This window comes from Streptomyces sp. NPDC059861, assembly GCF_042731435.1.
In the GTDB taxonomy this organism is placed as follows: Bacteria; Actinomycetota; Actinomycetes; order Streptomycetales; family Streptomycetaceae; genus Streptomyces.
In genome coordinates this window covers 66,101-90,353 of sequence record NZ_JBHWJQ010000011.1, presented here as the reverse complement: position 1 = coordinate 90,353, position 24,253 = coordinate 66,101, and the positions used below count along the sequence as shown (strand labels likewise).

Below are 24,253 nucleotides of genomic sequence, written 5' to 3'. Positions count from 1 at the left end.
TTCAGGCCGCTCGCTCCGGTTTGACGACCCGGAACACGAACTGACCGCAGAACGTCAGCTTGCGCAGGTTCACCAGCGCCGTGCGCCGTCCGGTCTGCTCCGCCCAGCTGTCGATCTCGACGTTGAGCGGGGACTCCTCGTTCCAGTACCGCCCGTACTCCTGCTTCGGGCCGTTGCCGTAGGACCGCATGATCAGTGTCACCCCGTCCAGGGACGGCCGGATCTCCTTCAGGGCCAGTCCGGCCTCCTCGACCAGCACCCGGAATCCGTACGGCGTGTAGTTCCACAGGCTGAAGGAGTGGTACGGCTCGAACTGGGACGTGCTGCCGATGAACAGCCCGCCCGGCCGCAGTACCCGGCCGATCTCCGCCAGCAGCTCACGCGGGTGCGAGACGTGCTCGAAGACCTGGTGCGAGTAGATCAGCGGCACGGTGTCCGAGCGGAACGGCAGGCGGACACCGTCGAAGTGGACCAGCGGATCCCCGCCGGGCCGGTGCTGCCGGGACTCCGGAGAGTCCCGGATGTCCACGCCGACCCATCGCACCTTCGGATCGTGTCTGCGGAAGAGCGCGACGGACGCGCCCCGCCCGCACCCGAGGTCGACCACCCGGTCCGGCGCGCCCGGCGAGGTCATGACCTCGTCCAGGTAGTAGCGGGACGTGACCTGACGGGCGTGGTCGTCGGGGATGCAGTCGCGCATGAGGTCCCACAGGGTCGCCATGCGCCGAGGCTAAGGACGTGCCGCGTCCGCGGCCCAGCAACCGTGCGGCGGTTCGCGCCCGCCGCCACCCGGAAGGCGTGATGGCGCAGCGCACCCGGCCCATGCCCGCCCCCCCGAGGCCGGGCGAGGCTCAGCCGTCGACCGCCACCATGCGCTGGAGCAGGTCCCGCAGCGTCCGCCGCTCCTGCTCGCTCAGCCCCGCCAGCGGCTCGCGGGCGAAGCGCAGCGAGTCGCGCAGGCTGCGGGCCACCCGGCGGCCCTCGTCGGTCGCCGCCGCCAGCTTCACCCGGCGGTCGGCCGGATCCGGGCGGCGCTCCACCAGGTCCCGCGATTCGAGGCGGTCCACGATGCCCGTGACGTTCGACGGCTCGCACTTGAGCTTGTGGGCCAGCTTGCGCATGGGGAGCGGTTCCAGGGAGAGCAGGCTGAGCAGCTTCGCCTGGGCGCCGGTCAGCGCGTGGTCGGCGGCCGCCTCCTCGTACTCCTCGTGGTACCGGGCCACGACCGAGCCGATCAGGTCGACGACCTCCATGGTCAGCGCGTCGGGGCGGGTGCTGTGAGGTGTGGCCATGCCGTCCAGGGTACCCCGTTACTTGACAGCATGAAATGTCAAAGCGCATCGTTGTTTCAGGTACTGAAGTATCCGGTGCCGACGCATGAGCCCGAAGCCCAGGAAAGGTGCCCCCATGACCGACACCCCCGCCCTCCCTGACGTCAACCGCGAATGGCACCTGGCCGCCCGCCCCGTCGGCTGGCCCAAGCCCGAGGACTTCGCCCTGGTCGAGGCCCCGATGCCCACGCCGGGTGAGGGACAGGTCCTGGTGCGGAACCTGTATGTCTCCGTCGACCCCTACATGCGCGGCCGCATGAGCGCCGCCAAGTCCTACGCCGCGCCCTACGAGCTGGGCAAGGTCATGCAGGGCGGCGCCGTCGGCGAGGTCGTCGCCTCCCGCGCCGAGGGCTTCGCCGTCGGCGACCACGTCCTGCACTTCTTCGGCTGGCGCGAGTACGCCGCCTTCGACGCCAAGAACGCCGTCAAGGTCGACCCGCAGGCGGCGCCCCTGTCGACGTACCTCGGCGTCCTCGGCATGACCGGGCTCACCGCCTACGCCGGTCTGCTGCGCACCGCCGCCCTCAAGGAGGGCGACGTGGTGTTCGTGTCCGGCGCCGCCGGTGCCGTCGGCAGCCAGGTCGGGCAGATCGCGAAGCTCAAGGGCGCCTCCCGGGTCATCGGCTCCGCGGGGTCCGACGAGAAGGTCAAACTGCTCGTCGAGGAGTACGGCTTCGACGCCGCCTTCAACTACAAGGCGGGGCCGGTGAGCGAGCAGCTGCGCGACGCCGCCCCCGACGGCATCGACGTCTACTTCGACAACGTCGGCGGCGACCACCTGGAGGCGGCCGTCGGCTCCCTGAACCAGGGCGGCCGCATCGCGATCTGCGGCATGATCTCGGTCTACAACAACACCGAGCCCGCTCCCGGCCCGCGCAACCTCGCCCGCCTGATCCAGACCCGCGGCCGCATCGAGGGCTTCCTGGTCGGCGACCACTACGACCTCCAGCCGCAGTTCGTCCAGGAGGTCGGCCCCTGGGTCGCCTCGGGTGCCCTCAAGTACCGCGAGACCGTCGTCGAGGGCATCGAGAACAACCTGGAGGCCTTCCTCGGCGTCCTGCGCGGCGACAACACCGGGAAGATGATCGTCAAGCTCTGAGCGCGGGCTCGCGCGCCGAGGGCCCCGGTGGCGTGCGCCGGTCACTCGTGGAAGGCCACCTCCGGGTGGCGCGGTGAGGGGCCGTCAAGCAGCGGCTGGGCGATGCCCTTCAGATGGAGGTCGAAGAAGGCCGCCGCGTAGGCGCGCGTGATCTGCTGCGAGCGCTCGCCCGACTGGGGCTCCTGCGGGGACAGGAGCCCCAGCTGGTCGCCCAGCACGGGCACGTCCGTGAAGGTGAAGTGCCCCGAGCCGGCCACCGTCAGCCAGCGCTTCCAGCCGTCCAGGCGCGGCCAGTCCCGCACCCACGAGGCGTCGTCCTCGCGGTCGGCGCCGACCAGCATGAACGGCCTGCCGTCCAGACCGCCGGCCGGTACCGGGTCGAAGAGGGTGCCGTCCAGGTCGACGCCCGCCCGGACGCGTTGGTCGCCGGCCATGGTGGAGGCGGCGGACGCGCCGCCGATGGAATGGCCGGCCATGCCGATCCGCGTCCGGTCGATCAGGCCCGCGTGCCGCCAGGCCGGCCGACGGGTGTCGGTCAGCCGGTCCAGCACGAAGGGGACGTCCTGGGCGCGGCCCCGGGCAACGGCCGCGTACCCGCGCTCGGGTGCCTTCTCGCACGCCACGCACCCAAGCAGCCGGCCACCCGGGAACGCCGTGCCCGCCGACTCGTAGGCGTGGTCGACGGCCGCCACCACATACCCCCGGCTCGCCAGCTCTTCGGCGAGCAGCGTGAGGGTGGCGCGACCGACGCTGAACCCGGGGGAGAGCACCACCAGCGGGAACTTCCCACGCACCGGCGGCGCGCCGGCGCGGGCGTGCGTGCGGGTGCCGGCGAGCGTCCGGGCGGGCACCACCTCGGCCAGGTCCCGGCTCTCCAGGAAGGCCCGGGCCTCCTCGGTCGTCATGTACGGCGCGGTCCGGCCGTGTCCGGCGCGCGCCGGGTAGTACAGCGACACCATCAGCTCCCGCGCGCCGGCCTCCGCCACCCACGGGTCGGTCCGCCCGGTGTCCACCAGGTGCAGGGTGTCGCGGCCCACGGACAACGGGCCGGTGGGACGCGGCAGTTCGAGGCGGACGTGCTCCGAGGCGCCCGGCGGTGCGGGCGCGGCGTGCGTGGTCCCCGAGCCGAGCAGCGCGAGGGACAGTCCGAGTAACGCGGCGGCGACGCCGCGAGGCGGTCGATTCATGGAGCCGAGGCTAGGTCGCGGAGATCGTCGGCCACGTCCCTCTGCGCGGTGATCCCTCATCTCACCCCCTCGGGGGAGACGCGGCCCCCGGCGTACCCCCGGCGTACCTCCGGCGTACTTCCGGGGAGCCAGGCCGGTGCCTCCCCGCCTCACTCTTCCCTGGATTTCCGATATGCGGTAACTTCTTTCCGAAATCGTCAGGGATCGTGGGCGCGAGTCCCGGGCGGACCGAGGAGGAAGACCACCGCATGCCCATTCAGCAGTCCGACGTCCTGTACACCGCCGTCGCCACCGCTCAGGGCGGCCGCGACGGCCGGGTCGCCACCGACGACGGCAAGCTCGACGTCGTGGTGAACCCGCCGAAGGAGATGGGCGGCAGCGGCTCCGGCACCAACCCGGAGCAGCTGTTCGCCGCCGGCTACAGCGCCTGCTTCCAGGGCGCCCTCGGCGTCGTCGCCCGGCAGGAGAACGCCGACATCTCCGGGTCGACCGTCACCGCGAAGGTCGGCATCGGCAAGAACGACGACGGCTTCGGGATCATCGTCGAGATCTCGGCGGACATCCCGGGCGTCGACGAGACGACCGCGAAGGCGCTGGTCGAGAAGGCCCACCAGGTCTGCCCCTACTCCAAGGCGACCCGCGGGAACATCACCGTGACGCTCGTCTGACGGCGACCCGTCGCGCACGACGAAGGCCGCACCCCAGGACGAGGGGTGCGGCCTTCGCTCCTCCTTCGGGGCCGGACGGCCTGAACCGGGGTCAGGCGGCCGGAGCCACCCTCACAGGGCCGCCCGGTGCGCCGCCCGGACGAACCGTTCGTTCTCCGGTGCCGCCCCGCCCGGAAACGCGCAGCGCCGCCGCGTGTACCCGTACGCCAGCCCGCTGCGTGGATCCGCGAAGGCCTGCGAACCGCCGGCCCCGCTGTGCCCGAAGGCGCCCGCGCCCAGGAACGGGTACCAGTTCTCCGCCGTCGCCTGGAAGCCGAGACCGAACGCCTTGTGGGTCCGCGCCACCAGGTCGTGGCCGACGGCGTGGATCTGGCCGACCTCGGCGACCGTGTCCGGCTTCAGCAGCGGCGGCCGCCCGGCCACCTCGCTGATCGCCGCCGCGTACATCCCGGCGAGTCCGCGCGCCGATGCCACGCCGCCCGCCGACGCCGGTCCCTTGGCGCGCACCAGGCGGGAGTTGGCGTGGTCCACCAGCTCGCCCGGGTCGCCCACATGCGAGTTGAAGGCGATCGCGGTGAGCGTGTGCGGCCCGGTCGGCTGGGCGTCCAGCACGGCCTGCTGTTCGGACGTCGGCAGCATCGGCTGCACGGACCGGAAGCGGACCTCCTCGGCGGCGGGCAGCCCGAGGAAGAAGTCCAGCCCGTGGGGGGCGCGCACCCGCTCCTCGTACACCTCCTGGAGGGTGCGGCCCGTGGCCCGGCGCACCACCTCACCGGCGAGCGCGCCCATCACCAGCGCGTGGTAGCCGAACGCCGTGCCGGGACGCCAGAACGGCCGCTGGTCCGCGAGCCGCTCGGCGATCATCCGGTCGTCGGCCAGCTCCTCCTCGGTGAACCCGGCGTCGAGCCCGATCAGCCCCGCCCGGTGCGTGAGCAGCTCGCGCAGGGTCAGCGCGCTCTTGCCCTCGGCGCCGAACTCCGGCCAGTAGTAGGTCACCTTCCGGTCCAGTTCGAGCGTGCCGTCCTGGACGAGGAGCGCGACGACGAGGTGGGCGGCGCCTTTGGTGGACGAGAAGACGCCGTGCAGCGACTCGGCCGAGGCGCCGTCCGGACCCGCCCACAGGTCGACGACCCGCCGCCCGTGCACGTAGGCGCACAACTGCCCCTCGTAGTCCGCCCGCTCCCGGGCCACGAACGCGGCGAACTCCGCGCGCACCTCCTCGTAGCCGTCGGCGACGGTGCCGTGGATCTCCTGCGTCATCCGATCTCCCTTTGCCTCCTCGGCCGTCCGCTGCTCGCGTGTGTGCCGTGGCCTACCTGGTCGCCAAGGTGAACAATGCCCGTCCGACCTGAGCGAATTCCCCCTTGGGGTGATCACGGAAGAGTGGTTCCGTCCCGAAGAGCACCGCGTGCGGGCCACTGATCACCGACGCCCGTCCCGCCGCGGCCCCGGGGCCGCCGGTGCCGTCCGGCAGGGCGCGCCAGTGACCCGACACGAGCGGATTCCCGGTCGCGTACGACTGTTCCACACGCACCCCGGGTCCGAGATCCGTGAACCACAGCGGCGCGTAGACGAAGGTGTGCTCCGGCGCACCTGCGGTGATCCGGCCTCCCGCGTTCACCACCCGCACCACCCCGTTGGCGTCCCCGTTGCCCTCGACGGGCTTGACCGGCAGCAGCCCGGCCCCGGCGTTGAGTTCCGCCCCGGCCGCCCCGCGCCCGACCAGACCGTGACCGTCGAGAAAGCGGCCGAGAGCCTGCCGCGCCGCCGGGTTCAGGTCGTCGTACGCCAGCCCCGCGGACACGAACAGCACGTTCACTACCGACCAGTCGAAGCCGGCGTTCAGCACCCCGGCCGACACCGGCGTCACCTCGAAGCCCATCTCGCGCAGCGCGAACAGCTCACCCGAGGTGACGGCCGCCGCCACCCGTACCCGCGTCAGCGGGGTGCCGCCGGTCAGCCGTGTGGCGTCGAAGGCGACGTCGTGGGCGCGGGCCGCGGCCGTCGCCCGCCGCCGGGCCGAACCCGGCACGAGCGCGCTGCCGTCGGCCGCCTGCCGGACCCTTACGCCCTGGGCGAGCAGGGAGTTGAGGGCCGCGACCTCGCGCGGATCGTCGAGGCGCAGCCGCAGGTCGCCGCGCGGGGCGACGTACCCCACGCGCGCTGCCTCGCGCACCGGTTGCAGCCGTACGGCGGACAGCTCGCTCACCGGCTCGACGGTGGCGCCCCACAGCCGGCCGAGGCTCCAGCCGGAGATGTCGTACATCGTCGACACCTCGGCGCTGATGTCCCGCCCGTCGGCCAGCAGCACGTTGGCGAGACCGCGCTTGGGCTGGCGCATGTCGACGACGTACGAGCCCTTGGCGTACCAGCGGCCGGAGAGCCGGAAGGAGTGCGTCGCGCGGCCCACGCGGACGTCCCCCGCGAGCAGATGGCCGACCAGACGGGAGGCGGCGGCGGGGGAGCGCCGGCCGCCGCCCACCGGAATGACGTAGGCGCGGGGGAAAGTGGTGGTGTAGACGTCCTCGGGACCGATGCCGGGGACCCCGGGCACGGTCTCCTCGGACACCGGCACCTGCGCGGCCCCGGCGAAGCCGCGCCGGAAGACCTCGATCTGGTCGGCGACCAGCGTGCGGTGCTTGTCGCGCACGTAGTCCAGGGTCGCGTCGAGGGCGGCACCCGCGACGGCCACGTTGATCTCGGACCGGCGGCGCAACTCGGCCTGCGGCAGGGAGTCGTAGGCGCTGTTGTTCACCTGGAGCGGGATCTCCACCGTGTGCGCGGCGACCGCGCCGTGGAAGGCCCCGTACTGCGGGGTGAAGACGGGCGGCCAGTCGTCCCAGCCCTCCTCCTGGTCCCGGAACGGGATCTGCGCGGGCTCGACGCCGTCCTTCGCGGGCGTGTGGCCGAGGCCGTTGACGGCGGCCTCCATGCCGAGGGCGTTGGCGTAGGTGTGCTTCAGGAAGAGGTCGTACTCGTAGTTCTCGCCGTGCGGCGGGGTGGTGGGCTCGATGAGGGTGCCGTTGACGTAGCCGTGCAGGTCGAGCAGGACGGCCGGCTGCTTGTCGACCATGATCTGCCGCATCGCCCGCGCCTCCGGCTGGGAGGCGGTGACGAGGTCCCGGTTGAGGTCGAACCCGCTCGCGTTCGTCCGGGTTCCGGCGATCCGGCCGTCCGGGTTGGCGGTGATGTTGAAGTACAGGCGGCTGTGCGCGAGCAGATCCCTGGTGCGCGCGTCGTCCGCCGTCGCGAGCCGTTCGACGAGCTTCAGGGAGGCGTCGGTGCCCTCCCACTCGTTGCCGTGGATGTTGTTGTTGAAGAACACGGGCGTCTTGTAGGAGGACTTGACGCGCGGGTCCTTCGCGGCCGTGGCCGGCGCGTTCTCGATGAGCTCGCGCAGCCGCGTCTGCTCGCGGGTCTGAGGGGCCGTCTCCAGGGCGGTGACGGTGACGAGATAGAGCCGGTGGCCGCCGGCCGAGCGCCCCGCGACCTCGACGCTCACCCGGTCGCCCAGGCGCTGCAGCGCGTTCAGCTTCGGCGCGATGGCGTGGTACGGGATGAGGCCCAGCTTGAGGGACTTGTCGCCCGGGTTCACGGGGTCCGCGGGGAGCTGCTGCTCGCGCGGGTAGCCACGGGAGGTGTCCGACAGATCGGGAACGGGCTCGGCGAACGCCTGACGGGCGGCGCTCGCCGGGGACTTGGCGGGGCTGGAGTCGAGGGCGGGGGCCTCCGTGTCCGCCCTGGTGACGGCGTCGTCGTCCGCGCCTGCCGGGCCGGGGACGGCCAGCAGGAGCGAGCCGGCCGTGCCGAGGGCGAGAGCGGCAATCAGGACGGTTCTCGCAGAGGTCGTTCTCGTGATGCGCACGCGTACCTCCTCCGGGGTTCCTGAGATCGGTACGGCGAGGTGTACCTGTTCGACTCAACCGCAACAAGAGGGTCTTGGTGTCGCCGATGCCCGCCGTTGCCCCGGATGGCGCACGCCCCGATAAAGTTCCCCCCATGCGCGATCTCGGGGTGGGTTTCGGTTATCTCCTGAAGGGCCAGCGATGGGTGGCCCGGCACGGCAAGAAGTACGGCTTCGGGCTGCTTCCCGGCCTTATCACCCTCGTCCTCTACGCGGCGGCCCTGGTGGCGCTGGCGTGGTGGGGCGAGGACTTCGTCGACTGGTCGACCCCGTTCGCCGACGACTGGTCGAGCCCCTGGCTCGGCCTGTTCCGCGGCTTCCTCACGGCCGTCCTGTTCGCCCTCGCCCTGCTGCTGGCCGTCATCACCTTCACGGCCGTCACGCTCCTGGTCGGCCAGCCCTTCTACGAGGCCCTGTCCGAGTCGGTCGACCGTGACGTCTCCCCGGACGGCACCGCGCCCGTCTCCGGCCTGCCCCTGTACCGGGAGTTGTGGATCTCGGCGCGCGACAGCCTGCGCGTCCTGGCCCGCGCCGCCATGTGGGGCGTGCTGCTCTTCGCCCTCGGTTTCGTCCCGGTGGCCGGCCAGACCGCCGTTCCTGTGATCGGCCTCTTCGTCACCGGCTTCTTCCTCACCGAGGAACTCACCTCCGTCGCCCTTCAGCGCCGCGGCGTCGAACTCCGTGACCGGCTCGCCCTCCTGCGCTCCCGCAAGACCCTGATCTGGGGCTTCGGCACACCCCTCGCTCTCGCCTTCCTCGTCCCCTTCGTCGCCGTCTTCCTGATGCCGGGCGCGGTCGCGGGCGCCACCCTGCTCGCCCGTGACCTGCGCGGCGAGGAGATCGCCGAGGTGGCCCTGAAGAAGGACGGTGACCGGGAGGTCACCCGGTGACCGAGGTGCTCGCCGTCGCCGTCATCACCGTCCTCGCGGTGATCGCCCCGGCGCCGACTTCGCGATGGTCGTCCGCAACAGCTATCTGCACGGCCGCCGCACCGGCCTGCTCGGCGCGGTGGGCGTCGCCGCCGGGGTCCTGGTGCACGTCACCTACACGATGCTCGGCGTCGGTCTGCTGATCGCCTCGTCCACCTTCCTCTTCACGGTCATCAAGCTGGTCGGCGCCGCCTACCTCGTCCACATCGGCGTGCGCACCTTCCGCAGCCGGGGCGAGCTCCAGGTCGACCTCGAGCAGGCCGGTGGCCTCACCCCGTTCGCGGCCCTGCGCGCCGGCTTCCTCACCAACGTCCTGAACCCGAAGACGACCCTCTTCGTCGTCTCGACCTTCGCCCAGGTCGTGGGCCCCGGCACGCCGATCCCCCAGCAGGTGGGCTACGGCCTGTTCATGTCGCTGGCCCACCTGCTGTGGTTCGGCGTCGTCGCCGTCTTCTTCTCGCAGGACCGGATGCGCACCCTGACGCTGTGCGGCCAGAAGGTCCTCAACAAGGTGATCGGAGCCGCCCTGGCCGGCCTCGGCGTCAGCCTCGCGTTCGCCCCGTCGCACTAGCGTCGACGGCGGCGGTCACGATCGCCCGTACCTGCGCGATGATGTCGAGCCGGTTGCGGACGAACTCGGGGTCGGTGACCTCCGTGGTGTTGTCCGCGGCGAACTGGAGCACCGGCGTGTGCACATGCCCGCCCGGCAGCGTGCCGTGCAGCCCCAGCCGGTCCCGCAGCAGCGTCGCGCGGTAGGCGATCTCGTTGGAGAGGTAGTCTCCGCCGCCCCCGGCGCGTGCCGTCGACCCGGGGGTCGGCCCGTCCGGCCGTACGACGGCCTCGGTGCCGCCCGCCGGGATCTCGGTCACGGAGGTGTTGTCGTACACGGGGAAGCGCCCGGTGCCGGCCGCCACGATCGCCGCGTACGGCAGCGTCGTCGACGTCCACTGCGGCTGCGAGGCCGGGTCGGTGACGGGGATCGTCTCCGTCCGGCCGATGTTCTCGTTGTCCGCGAAGCCGCCCCGCCAGGCCCCGTTGGTCCGCTCGATGTCGAAGCGCCCGACCCGGCCCTGACTCACCGTCGTGAAGAGATCGACCTTCGGCAGGTACGGCCGCAGCGTCCGCTCCACCACGCCTTCCCCAGAGCCGAACGCCTGGGAGGTGCCCCCGGCGAAATCCCGCCAGCGCACCGGGAACACGGCGGTCTCCACCCGCGCCGGCCCGTCCGCGGTCCGGATCACCGTGCCGTCGAGGGCGAGTGCGGTGGCGCCGGACGGATTGGAGATCCGCACGTCCCGGTCCAGGGTGAACGGGTCGAACCCGGTGACCAGGATCCGCTTCATGCCCTTGCCGCGCGACGGGTAGGCGATGTCGTCCTGCCCGCGCGAAGTCCGCTCCAGCGCGTCCAGCAGCGCCGTCCGCTGCCGCTCACCCAGCCCGAACGCCGGCTCCCAGCCCCGTACTTCCCGCGTCATGCCCAACCGGGCCCAGTACAGCGGCCGGTCGTCGTCCCGGCTGAGATCCCCCGCGGCCGGCCCCCGCCCCTGCGCCCGTTCCACCGCCCGCCGCCACAGCGCCGCCCCGTCCCGTACGACGATCCGGCGGGCCTGCCCGTAGGACCGGGCACCGTTCAGCGCCTCGGCGAACTCCGGTGCCACCGCGTCGAATCCGGACCGCCGCAGGATCTCCTGCGGCGCGGCCCGCTCCAGCCGCTGTTCCTCGACCGTGACCGCCGGCCGCGCCGACGCGGAGGCGGGGGCCACGAGCCCCGCCACGAGCGCACATCCGAGAACGCCGATACCAACACGTATGGGTTTCAAGGGGACTTGGGTCCTTCCGTCGCAGTGGGGTGCGGGAACGGTCGCAGTATCCCGTGACGGAAGAGGTCCACGCCATGGTGTGTGACGCGACGGGCGCCCGCGGCTGCGGTCACGCCGTCACTTCTCGCCCAGCATCGCCAGGAAGTCCCGGAACGCCCCCGGCATGTCCACCGACTCCGGGTCCAGCAGCCACTGGTACTGGAGCCCGTCCATCACCGCCACCAGCAGCGGCGCGGTGCGCTCCGGCGTGAGCCCGTTCGGCAGCCGGTCGCCGTACTCGGCACGCAGCACGTCCGCCATGCTCTCCCGCACCCGTGCGTACCGTTCCGTGAAGTAGGCCCGCGCCGGATGCCCCTCCGTGACGCTCTCGCCGAGCAGCGCGGAGAAGGTCTGGATGATGGCGGGCCGCATCGCGTTGTACTCGACCAGCGACGCCAGCAGCTCGACCCGCCACCGGCCGTCCGGCACCGCGTCCCACTGGTCCCGCTCCTCCAGCACGGCGACGAGCAGCGCGTCCTTGGTCGGGAAGTGGTGCAGCAGCCCCTGCTGCGTCAGCCCCACCCGCTCCGCCACGGCGGCCAGGCTCGCGCCCCGGTATCCGCGCTCGGCGATCACCTCCAGGGCGGCCCGCACGATCTCGGCCCGCCGTTCCTCGCTCCTGACCCGACCGCTCATGGCGTCACCGTACGACATGGACCCCGCCCTAAGATAACGGAGAGATAACAAAACCTACCGGTCGCCAGGTGACCGATGCACGATGGAGGCACTGCACGGACGTCAGCCACCGCACGGACTTCAACGAGGAGGCACACCCCATGGCGGGATCCCCGCGCACCACCCCGGCCGACCAGGCCCGTGAGGCAGCCGTCGAGGCCGCCCTGGGCAAGCTGGACCTCGACGCCAAGGCGCGCCTCCTGGCCGGCCAGGACTCCTGGACCCTGGCCGCCCTCCCCGAGATCGGCCTCGGCTCCCTCGTCATGTCCGACGGCCCGATCGGCGTACGCGGTGTGCACTGGACCGCCGGAGACCCGTCCGTCGCCCTGCCCTCGCCCACCGCCCTCGCCGCCACCTGGGACCCCGCCCTGGCCCGACGGGCCGGCGCCCTGCTCGCCCAGGAGGCCCGCCGCAAGGGCGTCCACGTCCTGCTCGCCCCCACGGTCAACCTGCACCGGTCCCCGCTCGGCGGCCGCCACTTCGAGGCATACAGCGAGGATCCGTACCTCACCGGGCGGATCGGCGGCGGCTACGTCCAGGGGGTGCAGTCCGGCGGCGTGGCCACCACCGTCAAGCACTTCGTCGCCAACGACGCCGAGACCGACCGCTTCACGGTGGACAACGTCATCGGCGCACGTGCCCTGCGCGAGCTCTACCTCGCGCCCTTCGAGGCGATCGTCGAGAACGCCCACCCCTGGGGCATCATGACCGCCTACAACTCGGTCAACGGCACCACGATGACCGAGCACCACCACCTCGTGAACGAGGTCCTGCGCGGCGAGTGGGGCTTCGACGGCATCAACGTCTCCGACTGGACCGCCGCCCGCTCCACCACAGGTGCCATCGGGGGCGGCCTCGACATCGCCATGCCCGGCCCGCGGACCGTCTACGGCGAGGCCCTCGCGCGGGCCGTGCGGGACGGCGGGGCCGAGGAGGCGAAGGTCGACGACGCCGTGCGCAACGTCCTGCGCCTCGCCGCCCGGGTCGGCGTCCTGGACGGCGCCGACCCGGTGGTCGCCGACCTTCCGGCCCCCGTCGACGGCACGGCCCTGGCCCGCGAGATCGCCCGCCGCTCCTTCGTCCTGGTCCGCAACGAGGGCGCGCTGCCGCTCCGGCCCGGCACGGTCGCCCTCATCGGCGCCGCCGCCCGCGACGCCCGCGTGCTCGGCGGCGGCTCCGCCACCGTCTTCCCCGACCATGTCGTCTCCCCGCTCGACGGCCTCACCGCCGCCCTCCCCGAGGGCTCGGTGCGCTACGCCGTCGGCGCCGACCCCAACACCGAACTGGCCGTCGCCTCGAAGGGCTTCACCCTGCGCGCGATCTGCCGCGACGCGGACGGCGAGATCATCGGCACGGCCTTCGCCCCGGACGGCCAGATCCACTGGATGGGCACCGACCTCCCCGAGGGCGTCACCCCCGACCGCCTGCGCACCGTCGAACTGACCGGCACCTTCACCCCGCGCGACACCGGCACGCACACGTTCGGCCTGAAGGGCGTGGGCGCGTTCACCCTCACCGTCGACGGCACCACGTACTACGACGACGTCCAGCGCCCCGCCAAGGACGGCGACCCCTTCGGCGCCTTCTTCGGCGCCCCCGTCCCGCGCGCCCGGGCCGAACTCACCGCGGGCGAGCCGGTCGAGGTCTCCCTCACCCACGTCATCGACCTCCCCGAGGGCGTGCCCATGAAGGCCGTCACCTTCGCCCTCGCCCACCAGGAGCCCCGGCGCGACCCCGACGAGCTGATCGCCGAGGCCGCCCGGGCCGCCCGCGCCGCCGACACGGCCGTCGTCGTGGTCGCCACCACCGAACGCGTCGAGTCCGAGGGCTTCGACCGCGCCGACCTGCGCCTGCCCGGACGCCAGGACGACCTGGTGCGCGCCGTCGCGGCCGCCAACCCGCACACGGTCGTGGTGGTCAACGTCGGCTCCCCGGTGGAACTGCCCTGGCGCGACCAGGTGGCGGCGGTGCTGCTGACCTGGTTCCCCGGCCAGGAGGGCGGCGCCGCCCTGGCCGACGTGCTCACGGGGGCGCACGAGCCGGGCGGCCGGCTGCCCACCACCTGGGGCCCGCTGGCGGACGCCCCGGTCACCCAGGTCGTCCCCGTCGACGGTGAACTCCCTTACGCGGAGGGCGTCTTCATCGGCTACCGCGCCTGGGAGAAGGCGGGCAGGACACCGACGTACCCCTTCGGCCACGGCCTCGGCTACACCCGATGGACGTACGAGTCCCTGGAGATCGACGGTACGACGGTGCGGGTCCGCGTCCGCAACACCGGCGAGCGCCCCGGCCGGGAGGTCGTGCAGCTGTACGTCGCCCCCCGCGGTCCCGGCGCCGACGCCGGAGCCGAGCGACCGGCGCGCTGGCTGGCCGGCTTCGCGGGCGTCGAGGCGGGGCCGGGGGAGAGCGCCGAGGCCGTCGTCGAGCTCCCGCGCCGGGCGTTCGAGATCTGGGACGAGGCGAGGGGCGCGTGGTCTTTTGTGAAGGGTTCGTACGAGATCCAGGCGGGCCGCTCGATCGCGGACCGCAGGATCACGCTGACGACTACTGTCTGATCCTGGACGATTCGTCCCGCAGAGCAGCCCCGGTCCGGGACCTGACATCCGGGCCGGGGCTCAGGGGCCCCCGCGGGCTCAGCGCGCCGAGAAGCCGTACACCGTCTCCGAGCGGAACACCTCACCCGGCCGCAGCACGGTGCTCGGGAACTCCGGACGGTTCGGCGAGTCCGGGAAGTGCTGCGTCTCCAGCGCGACACCGTCCCCGGGCGCGAACGGCCCGCTCAGGTGCTCGGCGGTGTAGAGCTGAAGCCCCGGCTCGGTGGTCGCCACCGTCAGCACCCGCCCGGACGCCGGGTCGGACAGCTCCGCGACCTCCACCGGCGTGCCGGTCACGCCCTTGTCGAGGACGAAGTTGTGGTCGTAGCCGGAGCCGGTCTTGCGGACCGACCGGAAGTCGAACCGGGTCCCCTCGACCGGGGCGATCCCCGTCGGGATCGCGTCGCCGTCCACCGGTGTGTAGCGCCCGGCGGCGATCCGCAGCTCGTGCCCGCCCGCGTTGCCGGACCCGCTCAGGTTCCAGTAGGAGTGGTTCGTCAGGTTCACCACGGTCGGGGCGTCGGTGACGGCCTCGTACGCGATCCGCAGCGCGCCGGTGGCGTCGAGAAGGTAGGTCGCCGAGACCTCCAGCCGCCCCGGGAAGCCCTCCTCGCCGTGCCGGCTGACCCGGCTGAGGCGTACGCCGTGCTCGACCGGCGTCACGTCCCACACCCGCTTGTCGAAGCCGCGCTCACCGCCGTGCAGCGAGTTCGGCCCGTCGTTCTGCGCGAGGGCGTACGTCAGTCCGTCGAGCGGGAAGCGGCCGCCCGCGATCCGGTTGGCGTAGCGCCCGACCAGGGCGCCCAAGTACGGCCCGGGGTGCTCCAGATAGCCGTCCAGCCGGGCGAACCCGAGCACCACGTCCGCCGTCCGCCCGTCCCGGTCCGGCACCTGGACCGACTGCACGATCCCGCCGTACGACAGCACCCGCACCCGTACGCCCGCGCGCTCCAGGGTCCAGCGATGCACGGCCGTACCGTCGGAAAGTGTCCCGAAGTGTTCGCTCATGAGCGGAACTTTAAGGCTTGTTGCCGGTGACCTTCCGGTAGGCGATCTCCGCCAGCCGCGCCTGACCGTCGGTGCTCGGGTGGAACCAGTCCCAGTGGCTCAACTGCGCGGTGCCGAAACGGTACTCGTACACCGCGCCGCCGTCGTAGCGGCACCGGTCGTCCGCCCCGCAGACCTCCGCCAGCACCGCGTTGTAGTCCTCGACCCGCTGCTGCACCGTCGCCCGCCGCTCGTTGGCCGCCGCGTCCAGGGCGTCCGCGTCGCCCAGCATCGACGGGCAGATGCCCAGCTTCCACACCTGTTTGCCGAGCGGATTCGTACGGCCCTCGGACCACAGCCGCATCAAGTTCGGAATGCTCGCCACATACACCTGGGTCTTGGGCAGAGCCTTGCGCAGTGTGCGTAGCGCGTTCTGGAAGTCGGCCCGGAAGTCGTCGACCGGCGTCATCGCCGATGTCGAGGACCGGCAGGCGTCGTTCGCCCCCGTCATCACCGTCACGAGCTCCGGTCCACGCGCCGCCGCCCGCTCCATCTGCGCCGGCAGGTCCGTCATCATGGTGCCGCTCTCCGCGTAGTTCCAGCTGTGCGTGGCCACCCGCGCGCTCCCCAGCAGCCGTACGGCGAGACTGTTCACCTCCGCGCTGCTGCCGGTCGCCCAGGACACCTCCGGGCAGTCCGACAGCACCAGGCACGTGTTGAAACCCCGGGTGATGGAGTCACCGACGGCGGCGATCGAGGCGGGACCGGCGTCCCACACCACCTTCGGAGCCGCCTTCCGATGCCGGCCCAGCCCGGCCTCGTCCGGCGTGTCGCCGCCCACGACGGTGCAGCCGCTCAGTCCCACCACAGCTGCCGTGAGCACGGCCGTCATCGTCCGCAACCGCTGTCCGGTATTGCGCATCATCCGCCTTCCCCCTCGCTCTCCTTCTCCCCTCCATGACAACCGGGAGGGTCCCCGCCCGCGCGCTGGGCAACGGGTTACGCCCGTACAAGCGTCCCCATGGGTGAATGGCGGGAGTTTCCGGGCCCTGGGACCGACGGTACGTCACACTCCTCGCCCCGCCGCACGGTAGCCTCGCCATCAACGAGGCCGACCGGCCACGACCGCCCTGCCAGCCGCAACACGCCCGCTCAGCCCGGAGGTCCCGGTGACGACACGTGGAGTCCTGTACGTGCACTCCGCGCCGCGCGCGCTGTGCCCGCACGTCGAGTGGGCCGTCGCCGGGGTGCTCGGCACGCGCGTCAACCTCGACTGGATCCGGCAGCCCGCCGCGCCCGGCACCTGGCGCTCGGAGTTCTCCTGGCAGGGCGCGCCCGGCACGGCGTCCCAACTCGCCTCGGCGCTGCGCGGCTGGCACCTGCTCCGCTTCGAGGTGACCGCCGAGCCCTGCCCCACCGCCGAGGGCGAGCGCTACAGCTGCACCCCCGACCTGGGCATCTTCCACGCCGTCACCGGCATGCACGGCGACATCCTCATCCCCGAGGACCGCCTGCGCGCGGCCCTGGTCCGCGCCCAGCGGGGCGAGACGGACCTGGAGGCCGACATCGCCAAACTCCTCGGCAAGCCCTGGGACGACGAACTGGAGCCCTTCCGCCACGCGGGCGAGGGCGCCCCGGTCCGCTGGCTCCACCAGGTGGTCTGAGGGGCCCTCAGGTGACGCCCTGAAGGGCCGCGGGGAACTGCGCGACCCGCCACCCACAACCCGCACCCGGCACATCACGCACCACGAACGGCGATGGCCCGAACCCCGCAAGGGGTTCGGGCCATCGCCGTAAGGCAGGAATCAAACCGTCCGGAACGCCAGCACCACGTTGTGCCCACCGAATCCGAACGAGTCGTTCAGCGCCGCGATCCGCCCCTCGACGGCCAGCTTGCGCGCCTCGCCCCGCACCACATCGGCGTTCGCCTCGGCCTCGGGGTCGAGGTTCTCGACGTTGATGGTCGGCGGAGCCACCCGGTGGTACAGCGCGAGCACGGTCGCGACCGTCTCGACACCGCCCGCACCACCCAGCAGATGCCCGGTCATCGACTTCGTCGCGGACACCGCCATGTGGTCGGCGTCGTCTCCGAACACCTTCCGCAGCGCCTTCAGCTCCGCGATGTCACCGGCCGGCGTCGACGTCGCGTGCGCGTTGACGTGCATGATCTCGGCCGGGTCCAGGTCGGTCCGGTCGAGCAGGTTCTGCAGGGCGGCCGCGATGCCACGGCCCCCGGGCTCCGGCTGCACGATGTCGTGACTGTCGGCGGAGATGCCCTGACCGACCGCCTCGGCGTACACCCGCGCCCCGCGCTTCGCGGCGTGCTCGGCGGACTCCAGGACGACGACACCGGCGCCCTCACCGAGGACGAAGCCGTCGCGGGCGACGTCGTAGGGACGCGACGCGCCCTGCGGGTCGTCGTTGTTCTTGGACATCGCCATCATGTTGCCGAACGCGGCGATCGGCAGCGGGTGGATCGCCGCCTCCGTGCCACCCGCGACGACGACGTCGGCGCGGCCGGAGCGGATCATCTCGATGGCGTAGCCGATCGCCTCGGCGCCGGAGGCGCACGCGGAGACCGGGGTGTGCACGCCCGCCCGGGCGCCCACGGCCAGGCCCACGTTCGCGGAGGGGCCGTTCGGCATCAGCATGGGGACGGTGTGCGGGGAGACGCGGCGTACGCCCTTCTCCTTGAGCACGTCGTACTGGTCGAGCAGCGTCGTCACGCCGCCGATACCGGAGGCGATGACCGCGCCGAGCCGGTCCGGGTCGATCTCGGGATCCTCACCGGCCTTGGCGGTGAAGCCGGCGTCGGCCCACGCCTCCTGCGCGGCGATCAGCGCGAACTGCGCCGAGCGGTCGAGGCGGCGGGCCTGCGGCCGCGGGATGGACTCGGTGGGTTCCACCGCGACCGGCGCGGCGATGCGGACCGCCTGCTCGGCGGCCCACTCCTGCTCCAAGGGCTTGACGCCGGAACGTCCGGCGACCAGGCCCTCCCAGGTCGAGGCTGCGTCGCCACCCAGCGGTGTGGTTGCGCCGATACCGGTGACGACCACGGTGCGATTGGTCGGGCTCACGGGAATTCTTTCTCCAACGGATACGAGGATTCAGCGGCGCCACCGCCGGGTGGCGGGGCCGGAGACACCCGGCCCAAGGGGCCTCAGGACTGGTGCTTGAGGATGTACTCGGTCGCGTCGCCCACGGTCTTGAGGTTCTTGACGTCGTCGTCCGGGATCTTCACGTCGAAGCGCTCTTCGGCGGCGACGACGACCTCGACCATGGACAGCGAGTCGACGTCCAGGTCGTCGGTGAAGGACTTGTCCAGCTGGACGTCCTCGGTGGGGATCCCGGCGATCTCGTTCACGATCTCCGCGAGACCGGCGACGATCTCTTCCTGAGTGGCGGCCATGTCAGGCGCTCCTTCGTAGTGTTCCAGAGGGTGTGGCGGTGCTGCTTCCGTGCCGGATCGGTGAGATCCGTTCACGGAGTGCCTAGGGGAGAGTAACGACCGTCGCTGCGTAGACGAGACCCGCCCCGAATCCGATGACGAGCGCGGTGTCGCCGCTCTTCGCCTCGCCGGTCGCCAGGAGCCGCTCCATCGCGAGCGGGATCGAGGCGGCCGAGGTGTTGCCGGTGGTGCGGACGTCACGGGCGACCGTGACGGACTCCGGCAGCTTGAGTGTCTTCACCATCGAGTCGATGATCCGCTCGTTGGCCTGGTGCGGAATGAAGACGTCCAGTTCGGCCGGGTCGACCCCGGCCACGTCCAGCGCCTGCTGCGCGACCTTGGCCATCTCGAAGACGGCCCAGCGGAACACCGCCTGGCCCTCCTGCGTGATGGCGGGAAACTTGATGTTTCCCTGGCTGTCCAGCGGGAGCTTCGAGACATCGCCGACCCGGAACTCGTTCCACGGCACGGTCTGCTTGATGGTCTCGGACTTGTCGCCCTCGGAGCCCCACACCGTGGGGCCGATCGCGGGCTCCGTCGAGGGACCGACGACGACCGCGCCGGCTCCGTCGCCGAACAGGAAGGCCGTCGCGCGGTCCTCCAGGTCGGTCAGGTCGCTCAGCCGCTCGACGCCGATGACCAGCACGTACTCGGCGCTGCCCTCGACGATCATGCCCTTGGCGAGGGTCAGGCCGTAGCCGAAGCCCGCGCAGCCGGCCGAGATGTCGAAGGCCGCGGCCTTGGCCGTGCCCAGCTTGTCGGCGATCTCGGTGGCGACGGCCGGGGTCTGCTTGAAGTGCGTGACGGTCGAGACGATCACCGCGCCGACCTGCTCGGCGGAGATCCCGGCGTCGGCGATCGCCTTGCCGGACGCCTCGATCGACATCGCGGCGACCGTCTCCTCGTCGTTCGCCCAGTGCCGGGTCTCGATGCCGGAGCGCGAACGGATCCACTCGTCGGAGGAGTCGATCGTCTCGAGGATCACCTCGTTGGGTACGACCCGGGTGGGCCGGTAGCCGCCCACGCCGAGGATCCGCGCGTACGGGGCACCCTTGCTGGGCTTGATCTTCGCCATGTTGCAGTCGGCTCCTTAAGGCGTCAGCAGGGCGTCAGACGTGCTCGGCGATGAGCTCGCGGGCCGCGTCGATGTCGTCGGGGGTCTTCAGGGCCAGCGTCTTCACGCCGGGCAGGGCGCGCTTGGCGAGGCCGGTCAGGGTGCCGCCGGGGCACACCTCCAGCAGCGCGGTGACGCCCAGCTCCTGGAAGGTCTGCATGCACAGGTCCCAGCGGACCGGGTTGGCGACCTGGCCGACCAGCCGCTCGAGGATCCCGGCGCCGGTCGCGACCGTGCGGCCGTCGCTGTTCGACACATAGGTGAGCTTGGGGTCGGAGGGCGTCAGCTCCCGCGCCGCGGCGGCCAGCTTGTCGACCGCCGGTGCCATGTGCTCGGTGTGGAACGCGCCGGCCACCTTCAGCGGGACGACCTTGCGCACACCCTCCGGCTTGTCCTCGTTCAGCGCGGCGAGCTGCTCCAGCGTGCCGGCGGCCACGATCTGCCCGGCGCCGTTGACGTTCGCCGGGGTCAGGCCCAGCTTCTCCAGGTGCGGCACGGTGATCTCGGGGTCGCCGCCGAGCAGTGCCGACATCCCGGTCTTGGTGACCGCGGCGGCCTCGGCCATGGCCAGGCCCCGCTTGCGCACCAGGGTCAGCGCGGCGGTGTCGTCGAGCACACCGGCGAAGGCGGCGGCGGTGATCTCACCGACGCTGTGGCCCGCCACCGCGCCCGGCGAGATGTCACCGAGTGCCGCGGCCGAGAGGATCCCGGCGGCGACGAGCAGCGGCTGCGCCACGGCCGTGTCGCGGATCTCGTCCGCGTCGGCCTGCGTGCCGAAGTGGGCGAGGTCCAGTCCGATGGCGTCCGACCAGGAGGCGACCAGGTCTGCGGCACCGGGCAGTTCGAGCCAGGGGGTCAGGAAGCCGGGCGTCTGAGCGCCCTGGCCGGGAGCGACGAGTACGAGCACTCTCACACTCTCTCTTGGTTACGGGCACGGCCGCCCGTGGGGACAAGGACGAAGAACGGCAGGGGGTTTTGTGGGCCCCCGACAAAAGACTAGAGCTGGAGATCCCCATCGGCCAGACGCCCCAGGATCAGCGCGATCCGCAACGTGAACGCGGAACGTACATCGGATGGCGACCAACCGGTGACGTCAGTCACACGTCGAAGCCGGTAGCGCACGGTGTTGGGATGCACGAAGAGCATCCGGGCGGCGCCTTCGAGACTGCTCGCCTGTTCGAGATAGACGCTGAGCGTCTCCAGGAGCGCGGAGCCGGCCTCCTCCAGCGGTCTGTAGATCTCCTCCACCAACTGCTCACGCGCGCTCGGGTCCGAGGCGATCGCGCGCTCCGGCAGCAGGTCGTCCGCCAGCACCGGCCGGGGCGCGTCCTGCCAGGCCGAACACGCCTTCAGCCCCGCGGCGGCGGCCTGGGCGGACCGGGTCGCGGCCAGCAGGTCGGGCACGATCGGCCCGGCGACCACCGGACCCGCGGCGAAGGGCCCGATCAGCGACTTGGCGACGGCGAGCGGATTGTCGCTGCCGCCCGCGATGACGACGAGCCGGTCGCCCAGCACCCCGGTCAGCACCTGGAGCTTGGCATGCCGGGCCGCGCGCCGGATGGCCTCCACGGTCAGCTCGGAGTCACCGTCGGGTGCCGTGCCCAGCACCACGCACACATGCTCCGGCGAGTTCCAGCCCAGCGCCGCCGCCCGCGACACCGCGCCCTCGTCCGCCTCGCCGCTCAGCACGGCGTTCACGACCAGCGACTCCAGCCGCGCGTCCCAGGCACCGCGTGCCTCGGCGGCCTGCGCGTACACCTGGGCGGTGGCGAAGGCGATCTCCCGGGCGTAGACCAGCAGCGCCTCCCGCAGGATCCGCTCGTCGCCGGGGGCGGCGACCTCGTCGATCGCGCTCTCCATGACCTCGATAGTGGTGCGCACCATCTCCACGGTCTGCCGCAACGTGATCGCCCTGGTCAGCTCGCGCGGGGCGGTTCCGAACACATCCGTGGAGATCGCCTGGGGGGCGTCCGGGCGCCGGAACCACTCGGTGAACGCCGCGATACCGGCCTGCGCGACCAACCCGATCCAGGAGCGGTTCTCCGGGGGCATGGCCCGGTACCACGGCAGCGTCTCGTCCATCCGCGCGATGGCCTGGGCGGCGAGACTGCCGGAGGACTTCTCCAGCCGCTTCAGGGTCGCGGAGTGCGGATGCACGCCGTGGGTGGTGGTCCTGGCGTTGCTGGTTTCGGGTTCGGGCACGGGACAAGACTGCCTTATCCGGACGCGGCCACGTGCCGCCGGGTGGGGATGAGGTGCGCGGCCGCCGGCCTCGGGGTCCGCGGCCGCGCCGTGCGAGGGGGTGCCCGGCCCGCTCCGGGGCGGGCCGGGCCGGCTCGGCGGCGACGATCACGACGGTGTGCCACCGCGCTGCGCGGTGCGGTCCGCGGCCGGTCCCCGCGGGTCTACGGTGGTGACCGTGACGGACGTACGGCGCGCCGGTGAGCGCTACCCCGGGGGCGACGCGGAGGCCGGCATCGAGTCCTGGCACGCCTTCTCCTTCGGCCCCCACTACGACCCCGGCAACCTGCGCTTCGGTGCCCTGATCGCCTGCAACGAGGAGCGCCTGGCCGCCGGCGCCGGGTTCGCGGAGCATCCGCACAGCCACACCGAGATCGTCACCTGGGTCGCCGAGGGTGAGCTGACGCACCGCGACTCGGCGGGGCACGAGACGGTGGTCCGCGCCGGTGACGTACAGCGGCTGAGCGCCGCGTCCGGCGTCCGGCACGTCGAACGCAACGACGGCGAGGGCCCGTTGACCTTCGTGCAGATGTGGCTGGCTCCGCTCGCGCCGGGCGGCGACCCGGCGTACGAGATCGTCCACGGCATCGCGGACGCCACGCCGTACGCGGTCCCGGAGGCCGGCGCGATGCTCCATGTGCGCCGGCTGGCGCCGGGCGAACGCACGGCGGTCCCCGACGCCCCGCACGTCTACGTCCATGTGGTCCACGGCGACGTCACGCTGGACGCCGAGCGCCTCGGCCCCGGTGACGCGGCCCGGGTCACGGACGCGAAGGACGTGGAGGTGGTGGGGGTGACGCGGGCGGAGCTGCTGATGTGGGAGATGACCTGAGGGACGGCAGGCCGTCAGGCCGCCCGTGCCTCCGCCAGCACCGCGTCCGTGAACGGCGGCCACGCCTCGATCGCCCAGGGCCCGAAGGCCCGGTCCGACAGGGCGACGCAGGCCAGCTGCGCGTCCGGGTCGATCCACAGGAACGTACCGGACTGCCCGAAATGCCCGAACGTACGGGGTGACGAGGAAGCCCCCGTCCAGTGCGGCGACTTGGAGTTCCGGATCTCGAAGCCGAGCCCCCAGTCGTTGGGGTTCTGGAGCCCGTACCCGGGCAGCACGCCCTTCGTCCCCGGGAACTGCACGCTCATCGCCCCGGCGACCGTGCGCGGGTCGAGCAGCCGCGGCGCCTGGACCTCGGCGGCGAACCGCAGCAGGTCCTCGACCGTCGAGACGCCGTCCTTCGCCGGGGAGCCCTCCAGGGACGTCGATGTCATGCCCAGCGGCTCCAGCACCGCCTGCCGCAGATACTCCGCGAACGGGATGTCGGTCGCCTTGGCGACATGGTCGCCGAGCTGCTCGAACCCGGCGTTGGAGTACAGGCGCCGCTTCCCGGGCGGCGCGGTCACCCGGTGCTCGTCGAAGGCCAGCCCCGAGGTGTGCGCCAGCAGATGACGGACGGTCGACCCGGGCGGGCCGGCCGGCTCCTCGAACTCGACGGCACCCTCCTCGTACGCCACCAGCACGGCGTACGCGGCCAGCGGCTTGGTCACCGAGGCCAGCGGGAACCGCCGATCGGCCGGCCCCCGCACCCCCGGCACCGCACCGTCGGCCCGTACGACCCCCGCCGCGGCCGTGGGCACCGGCCAGTTGTCGATCAACGCCAAGCTCTGCAAGGACATGCCCTCGACCTTAATCCCGCTCAGAGCATCAGCCGCATCAAGGGGTCTCCGGTCCGCGCGAAGCCCAGCGACTCGTACAGCGGCTCGGCGTCCGCGGACGCGGTCAGGTCGACCTGACCCACCTCCCGCTCACGGAACCACTCCAGCAGCTCCGCCATGCACGCGCGCGCGTACCCCCGCCTGCGCGCGTCCGGGTCCGTGGCCACGCTGAAGACGAAGCCGACCCGCCCGTGCGGATTGCCCGCCTTGCCGATCCGGTACTCCAGCGTCCCGGCCACCAGCGCGGCCAGCGCCCCCGGCCGGTCCGGATGGTCCACCACGAACGCCGCGAAGTCCCCGTCCGGCTCGGCCAGCCGCGCGCGCAGCACGGGCAGGGACTCGGCGTGCCACCCGGTGACCGACGAGCTCCCCGGGTGCACCGAGTCGATCATCACCTGGCGCAGGCGCAGCACTTCACCGGCGTCGTCCGGCAGGGCACGGCGTACGAGACTCATGGCCCGCACGTTAACGACCGCACCCCCCGTCGGTCCTGCCGTTTTCTTACCG

Annotated in this window: 22 protein-coding genes and 1 pseudogene; 7 read left to right on the top strand and 16 right to left on the bottom strand. The window is 72.3% G+C overall.

Annotated features, from left to right (window positions below; translation table 11 throughout):
* Position 1 precedes the first annotated feature (1 nt).
* Both ACFV6X_RS12640 and ACFV6X_RS12635 read right to left on the bottom strand, forming a co-directional pair.
* Positions 2–721, bottom strand: a complete 720-nt coding sequence (locus ACFV6X_RS12640; protein WP_385381625.1) for a class I SAM-dependent methyltransferase — start codon at positions 719–721, stop codon at positions 2–4.
* Positions 722–851: 130 nt separating this feature from the next.
* Positions 852–1,292: a MarR family winged helix-turn-helix transcriptional regulator gene (locus tag ACFV6X_RS12635; protein WP_385381622.1), complete on the bottom strand. Its 441-nt coding sequence runs from the start codon at positions 1,290–1,292 to the stop codon at positions 852–854.
* Between the two features lie 115 nt (positions 1,293–1,407).
* Between ACFV6X_RS12635 and ACFV6X_RS12630 the strand changes: the two genes are divergently transcribed.
* The gene (locus ACFV6X_RS12630) at positions 1,408–2,430 is read left to right on the top strand and encodes an NADP-dependent oxidoreductase (protein ID WP_385381620.1); all 1,023 of its coding nucleotides are present in this window, start codon (positions 1,408–1,410) and stop codon (positions 2,428–2,430) included.
* 41 nt (positions 2,431–2,471) lie between these two features.
* Here the strand turns inward: ACFV6X_RS12630 and ACFV6X_RS12625 are convergent, their stop codons facing one another.
* Positions 2,472–3,617 (bottom strand): alpha/beta hydrolase family protein, encoded by a 1,146-nt coding sequence (locus ACFV6X_RS12625; RefSeq protein WP_385381617.1) that lies wholly within the window; start codon positions 3,615–3,617, stop codon positions 2,472–2,474.
* A 248-nt stretch (positions 3,618–3,865) separates the two neighbouring features.
* Between ACFV6X_RS12625 and ACFV6X_RS12620 the strand changes: the two genes are divergently transcribed.
* Entirely contained in the window at positions 3,866–4,285 is a 420-nt protein-coding gene (locus ACFV6X_RS12620) for an organic hydroperoxide resistance protein (RefSeq protein ID WP_385381614.1), read from the top strand.
* 111 nt (positions 4,286–4,396) lie between these two features.
* Here ACFV6X_RS12620 and ACFV6X_RS12615 read toward each other — a convergent pair whose 3' ends face one another.
* Both ACFV6X_RS12615 and ACFV6X_RS12610 read right to left on the bottom strand, forming a co-directional pair.
* Positions 4,397–5,545, bottom strand: a complete 1,149-nt coding sequence (locus ACFV6X_RS12615; RefSeq protein WP_385381611.1) for a serine hydrolase domain-containing protein — start codon at positions 5,543–5,545, stop codon at positions 4,397–4,399.
* Between the two features lie 52 nt (positions 5,546–5,597).
* Complete coding sequence (locus ACFV6X_RS12610; protein ID WP_385381609.1) at positions 5,598–8,150, bottom strand: M14 family zinc carboxypeptidase; 2,553 nt, start codon at positions 8,148–8,150, stop codon at positions 5,598–5,600.
* Between the two features lie 134 nt (positions 8,151–8,284).
* Between ACFV6X_RS12610 and ACFV6X_RS12605 the strand changes: the two genes are divergently transcribed.
* Together ACFV6X_RS12605 and ACFV6X_RS12600 are read left to right on the top strand one after the other, a co-directional pair.
* Positions 8,285–9,079 (top strand): EI24 domain-containing protein, encoded by a 795-nt coding sequence (locus ACFV6X_RS12605; protein WP_385381606.1) that lies wholly within the window; start codon positions 8,285–8,287, stop codon positions 9,077–9,079.
* A pseudogene (locus tag ACFV6X_RS12600) lies at positions 9,076–9,689 on the top strand (LysE family transporter). The gene ACFV6X_RS12605 and the pseudogene ACFV6X_RS12600 overlap by 4 nt, the downstream one beginning before the upstream one ends.
* Here ACFV6X_RS12600 and ACFV6X_RS12595 read toward each other — a convergent pair.
* Together ACFV6X_RS12595 and ACFV6X_RS12590 are read right to left on the bottom strand one after the other, a co-directional pair.
* A complete protein-coding gene (locus ACFV6X_RS12595) occupies positions 9,661–10,938 on the bottom strand; it encodes a pyroglutamyl peptidase (protein WP_385381603.1) in 1,278 nt (425 codons plus the stop codon). The pseudogene ACFV6X_RS12600 and the gene ACFV6X_RS12595 sit on opposite strands and share 29 nt — an antisense overlap.
* 117 nt (positions 10,939–11,055) lie before the next feature.
* The gene (locus tag ACFV6X_RS12590; protein WP_385381600.1) at positions 11,056–11,631 is read right to left on the bottom strand and encodes a TetR/AcrR family transcriptional regulator; all 576 of its coding nucleotides are present in this window, start codon (positions 11,629–11,631) and stop codon (positions 11,056–11,058) included.
* A 122-nt stretch (positions 11,632–11,753) separates the two neighbouring features.
* On the opposite strand from ACFV6X_RS12590, the gene ACFV6X_RS12585 reads away from it, so the two are divergent.
* Entirely contained in the window at positions 11,754–14,207 is a 2,454-nt protein-coding gene (locus ACFV6X_RS12585) for a glycoside hydrolase family 3 protein (RefSeq protein ID WP_385381833.1), read from the top strand.
* A 78-nt stretch (positions 14,208–14,285) separates the two neighbouring features.
* Here ACFV6X_RS12585 and ACFV6X_RS12580 read toward each other — a convergent pair whose 3' ends face one another.
* Together ACFV6X_RS12580 and ACFV6X_RS12575 are read right to left on the bottom strand one after the other, a co-directional pair.
* The gene (locus ACFV6X_RS12580; protein WP_385381597.1) at positions 14,286–15,254 is read right to left on the bottom strand and encodes an aldose epimerase family protein; all 969 of its coding nucleotides are present in this window, start codon (positions 15,252–15,254) and stop codon (positions 14,286–14,288) included.
* A gap of 10 nt (positions 15,255–15,264) precedes the next feature.
* Entirely contained in the window at positions 15,265–16,155 is an 891-nt protein-coding gene (locus ACFV6X_RS12575) for an SGNH/GDSL hydrolase family protein (protein WP_385381830.1), read from the bottom strand.
* Between the two features lie 247 nt (positions 16,156–16,402).
* Between ACFV6X_RS12575 and ACFV6X_RS12570 the strand changes: the two genes are divergently transcribed.
* Positions 16,403–16,897 carry a DUF3145 domain-containing protein gene (locus ACFV6X_RS12570; RefSeq protein WP_385381595.1) on the top strand — a complete coding sequence of 165 codons (495 nt, stop codon included), beginning with the start codon at positions 16,403–16,405 and terminating at the stop codon, positions 16,895–16,897.
* Positions 16,898–17,038: 141 nt separating this feature from the next.
* On the opposite strand, the gene ACFV6X_RS12565 is transcribed toward ACFV6X_RS12570, so the two are convergent.
* The 5 genes from ACFV6X_RS12565 to fasR all read right to left on the bottom strand — a co-directional run bounded on the left by ACFV6X_RS12565 (position 17,039) and on the right by fasR (position 21,997).
* Complete coding sequence (locus tag ACFV6X_RS12565) at positions 17,039–18,310, bottom strand: beta-ketoacyl-[acyl-carrier-protein] synthase family protein (protein WP_385381593.1); 1,272 nt, start codon at positions 18,308–18,310, stop codon at positions 17,039–17,041.
* Positions 18,311–18,393: 83 nt separating this feature from the next.
* A complete protein-coding gene (locus ACFV6X_RS12560) occupies positions 18,394–18,642 on the bottom strand; it encodes an acyl carrier protein (protein ID WP_141312265.1) in 249 nt (82 codons plus the stop codon).
* A gap of 82 nt (positions 18,643–18,724) precedes the next feature.
* Complete coding sequence (locus ACFV6X_RS12555; protein WP_385381590.1) at positions 18,725–19,756, bottom strand: ketoacyl-ACP synthase III; 1,032 nt, start codon at positions 19,754–19,756, stop codon at positions 18,725–18,727.
* A gap of 34 nt (positions 19,757–19,790) precedes the next feature.
* Positions 19,791–20,702, bottom strand: a complete 912-nt coding sequence (locus ACFV6X_RS12550; protein ID WP_385381587.1) for an ACP S-malonyltransferase — start codon at positions 20,700–20,702, stop codon at positions 19,791–19,793.
* A gap of 89 nt (positions 20,703–20,791) precedes the next feature.
* Positions 20,792–21,997, bottom strand: a complete 1,206-nt coding sequence (gene fasR / locus ACFV6X_RS12545; protein ID WP_385381585.1) for a fatty acid biosynthesis transcriptional regulator FasR — start codon at positions 21,995–21,997, stop codon at positions 20,792–20,794.
* Positions 21,998–22,214: 217 nt separating this feature from the next.
* On the opposite strand from fasR, the gene ACFV6X_RS12540 reads away from it, so the two are divergent.
* On the top strand, positions 22,215–22,868 hold the full coding sequence (locus ACFV6X_RS12540) for a pirin family protein (RefSeq protein WP_385381582.1): 654 nt from the start codon (positions 22,215–22,217) through the stop codon (positions 22,866–22,868).
* A 14-nt stretch (positions 22,869–22,882) separates the two neighbouring features.
* Here ACFV6X_RS12540 and ACFV6X_RS12535 read toward each other — a convergent pair whose 3' ends face one another.
* Together ACFV6X_RS12535 and ACFV6X_RS12530 are read right to left on the bottom strand one after the other, a co-directional pair.
* Positions 22,883–23,707, bottom strand: a complete 825-nt coding sequence (locus tag ACFV6X_RS12535; RefSeq protein ID WP_385381579.1) for a serine hydrolase domain-containing protein — start codon at positions 23,705–23,707, stop codon at positions 22,883–22,885.
* Positions 23,708–23,727: 20 nt separating this feature from the next.
* A complete protein-coding gene (locus ACFV6X_RS12530) occupies positions 23,728–24,201 on the bottom strand; it encodes a GNAT family N-acetyltransferase (RefSeq protein ID WP_385381576.1) in 474 nt (157 codons plus the stop codon).
* Positions 24,202–24,253 lie beyond the last annotated feature (52 nt).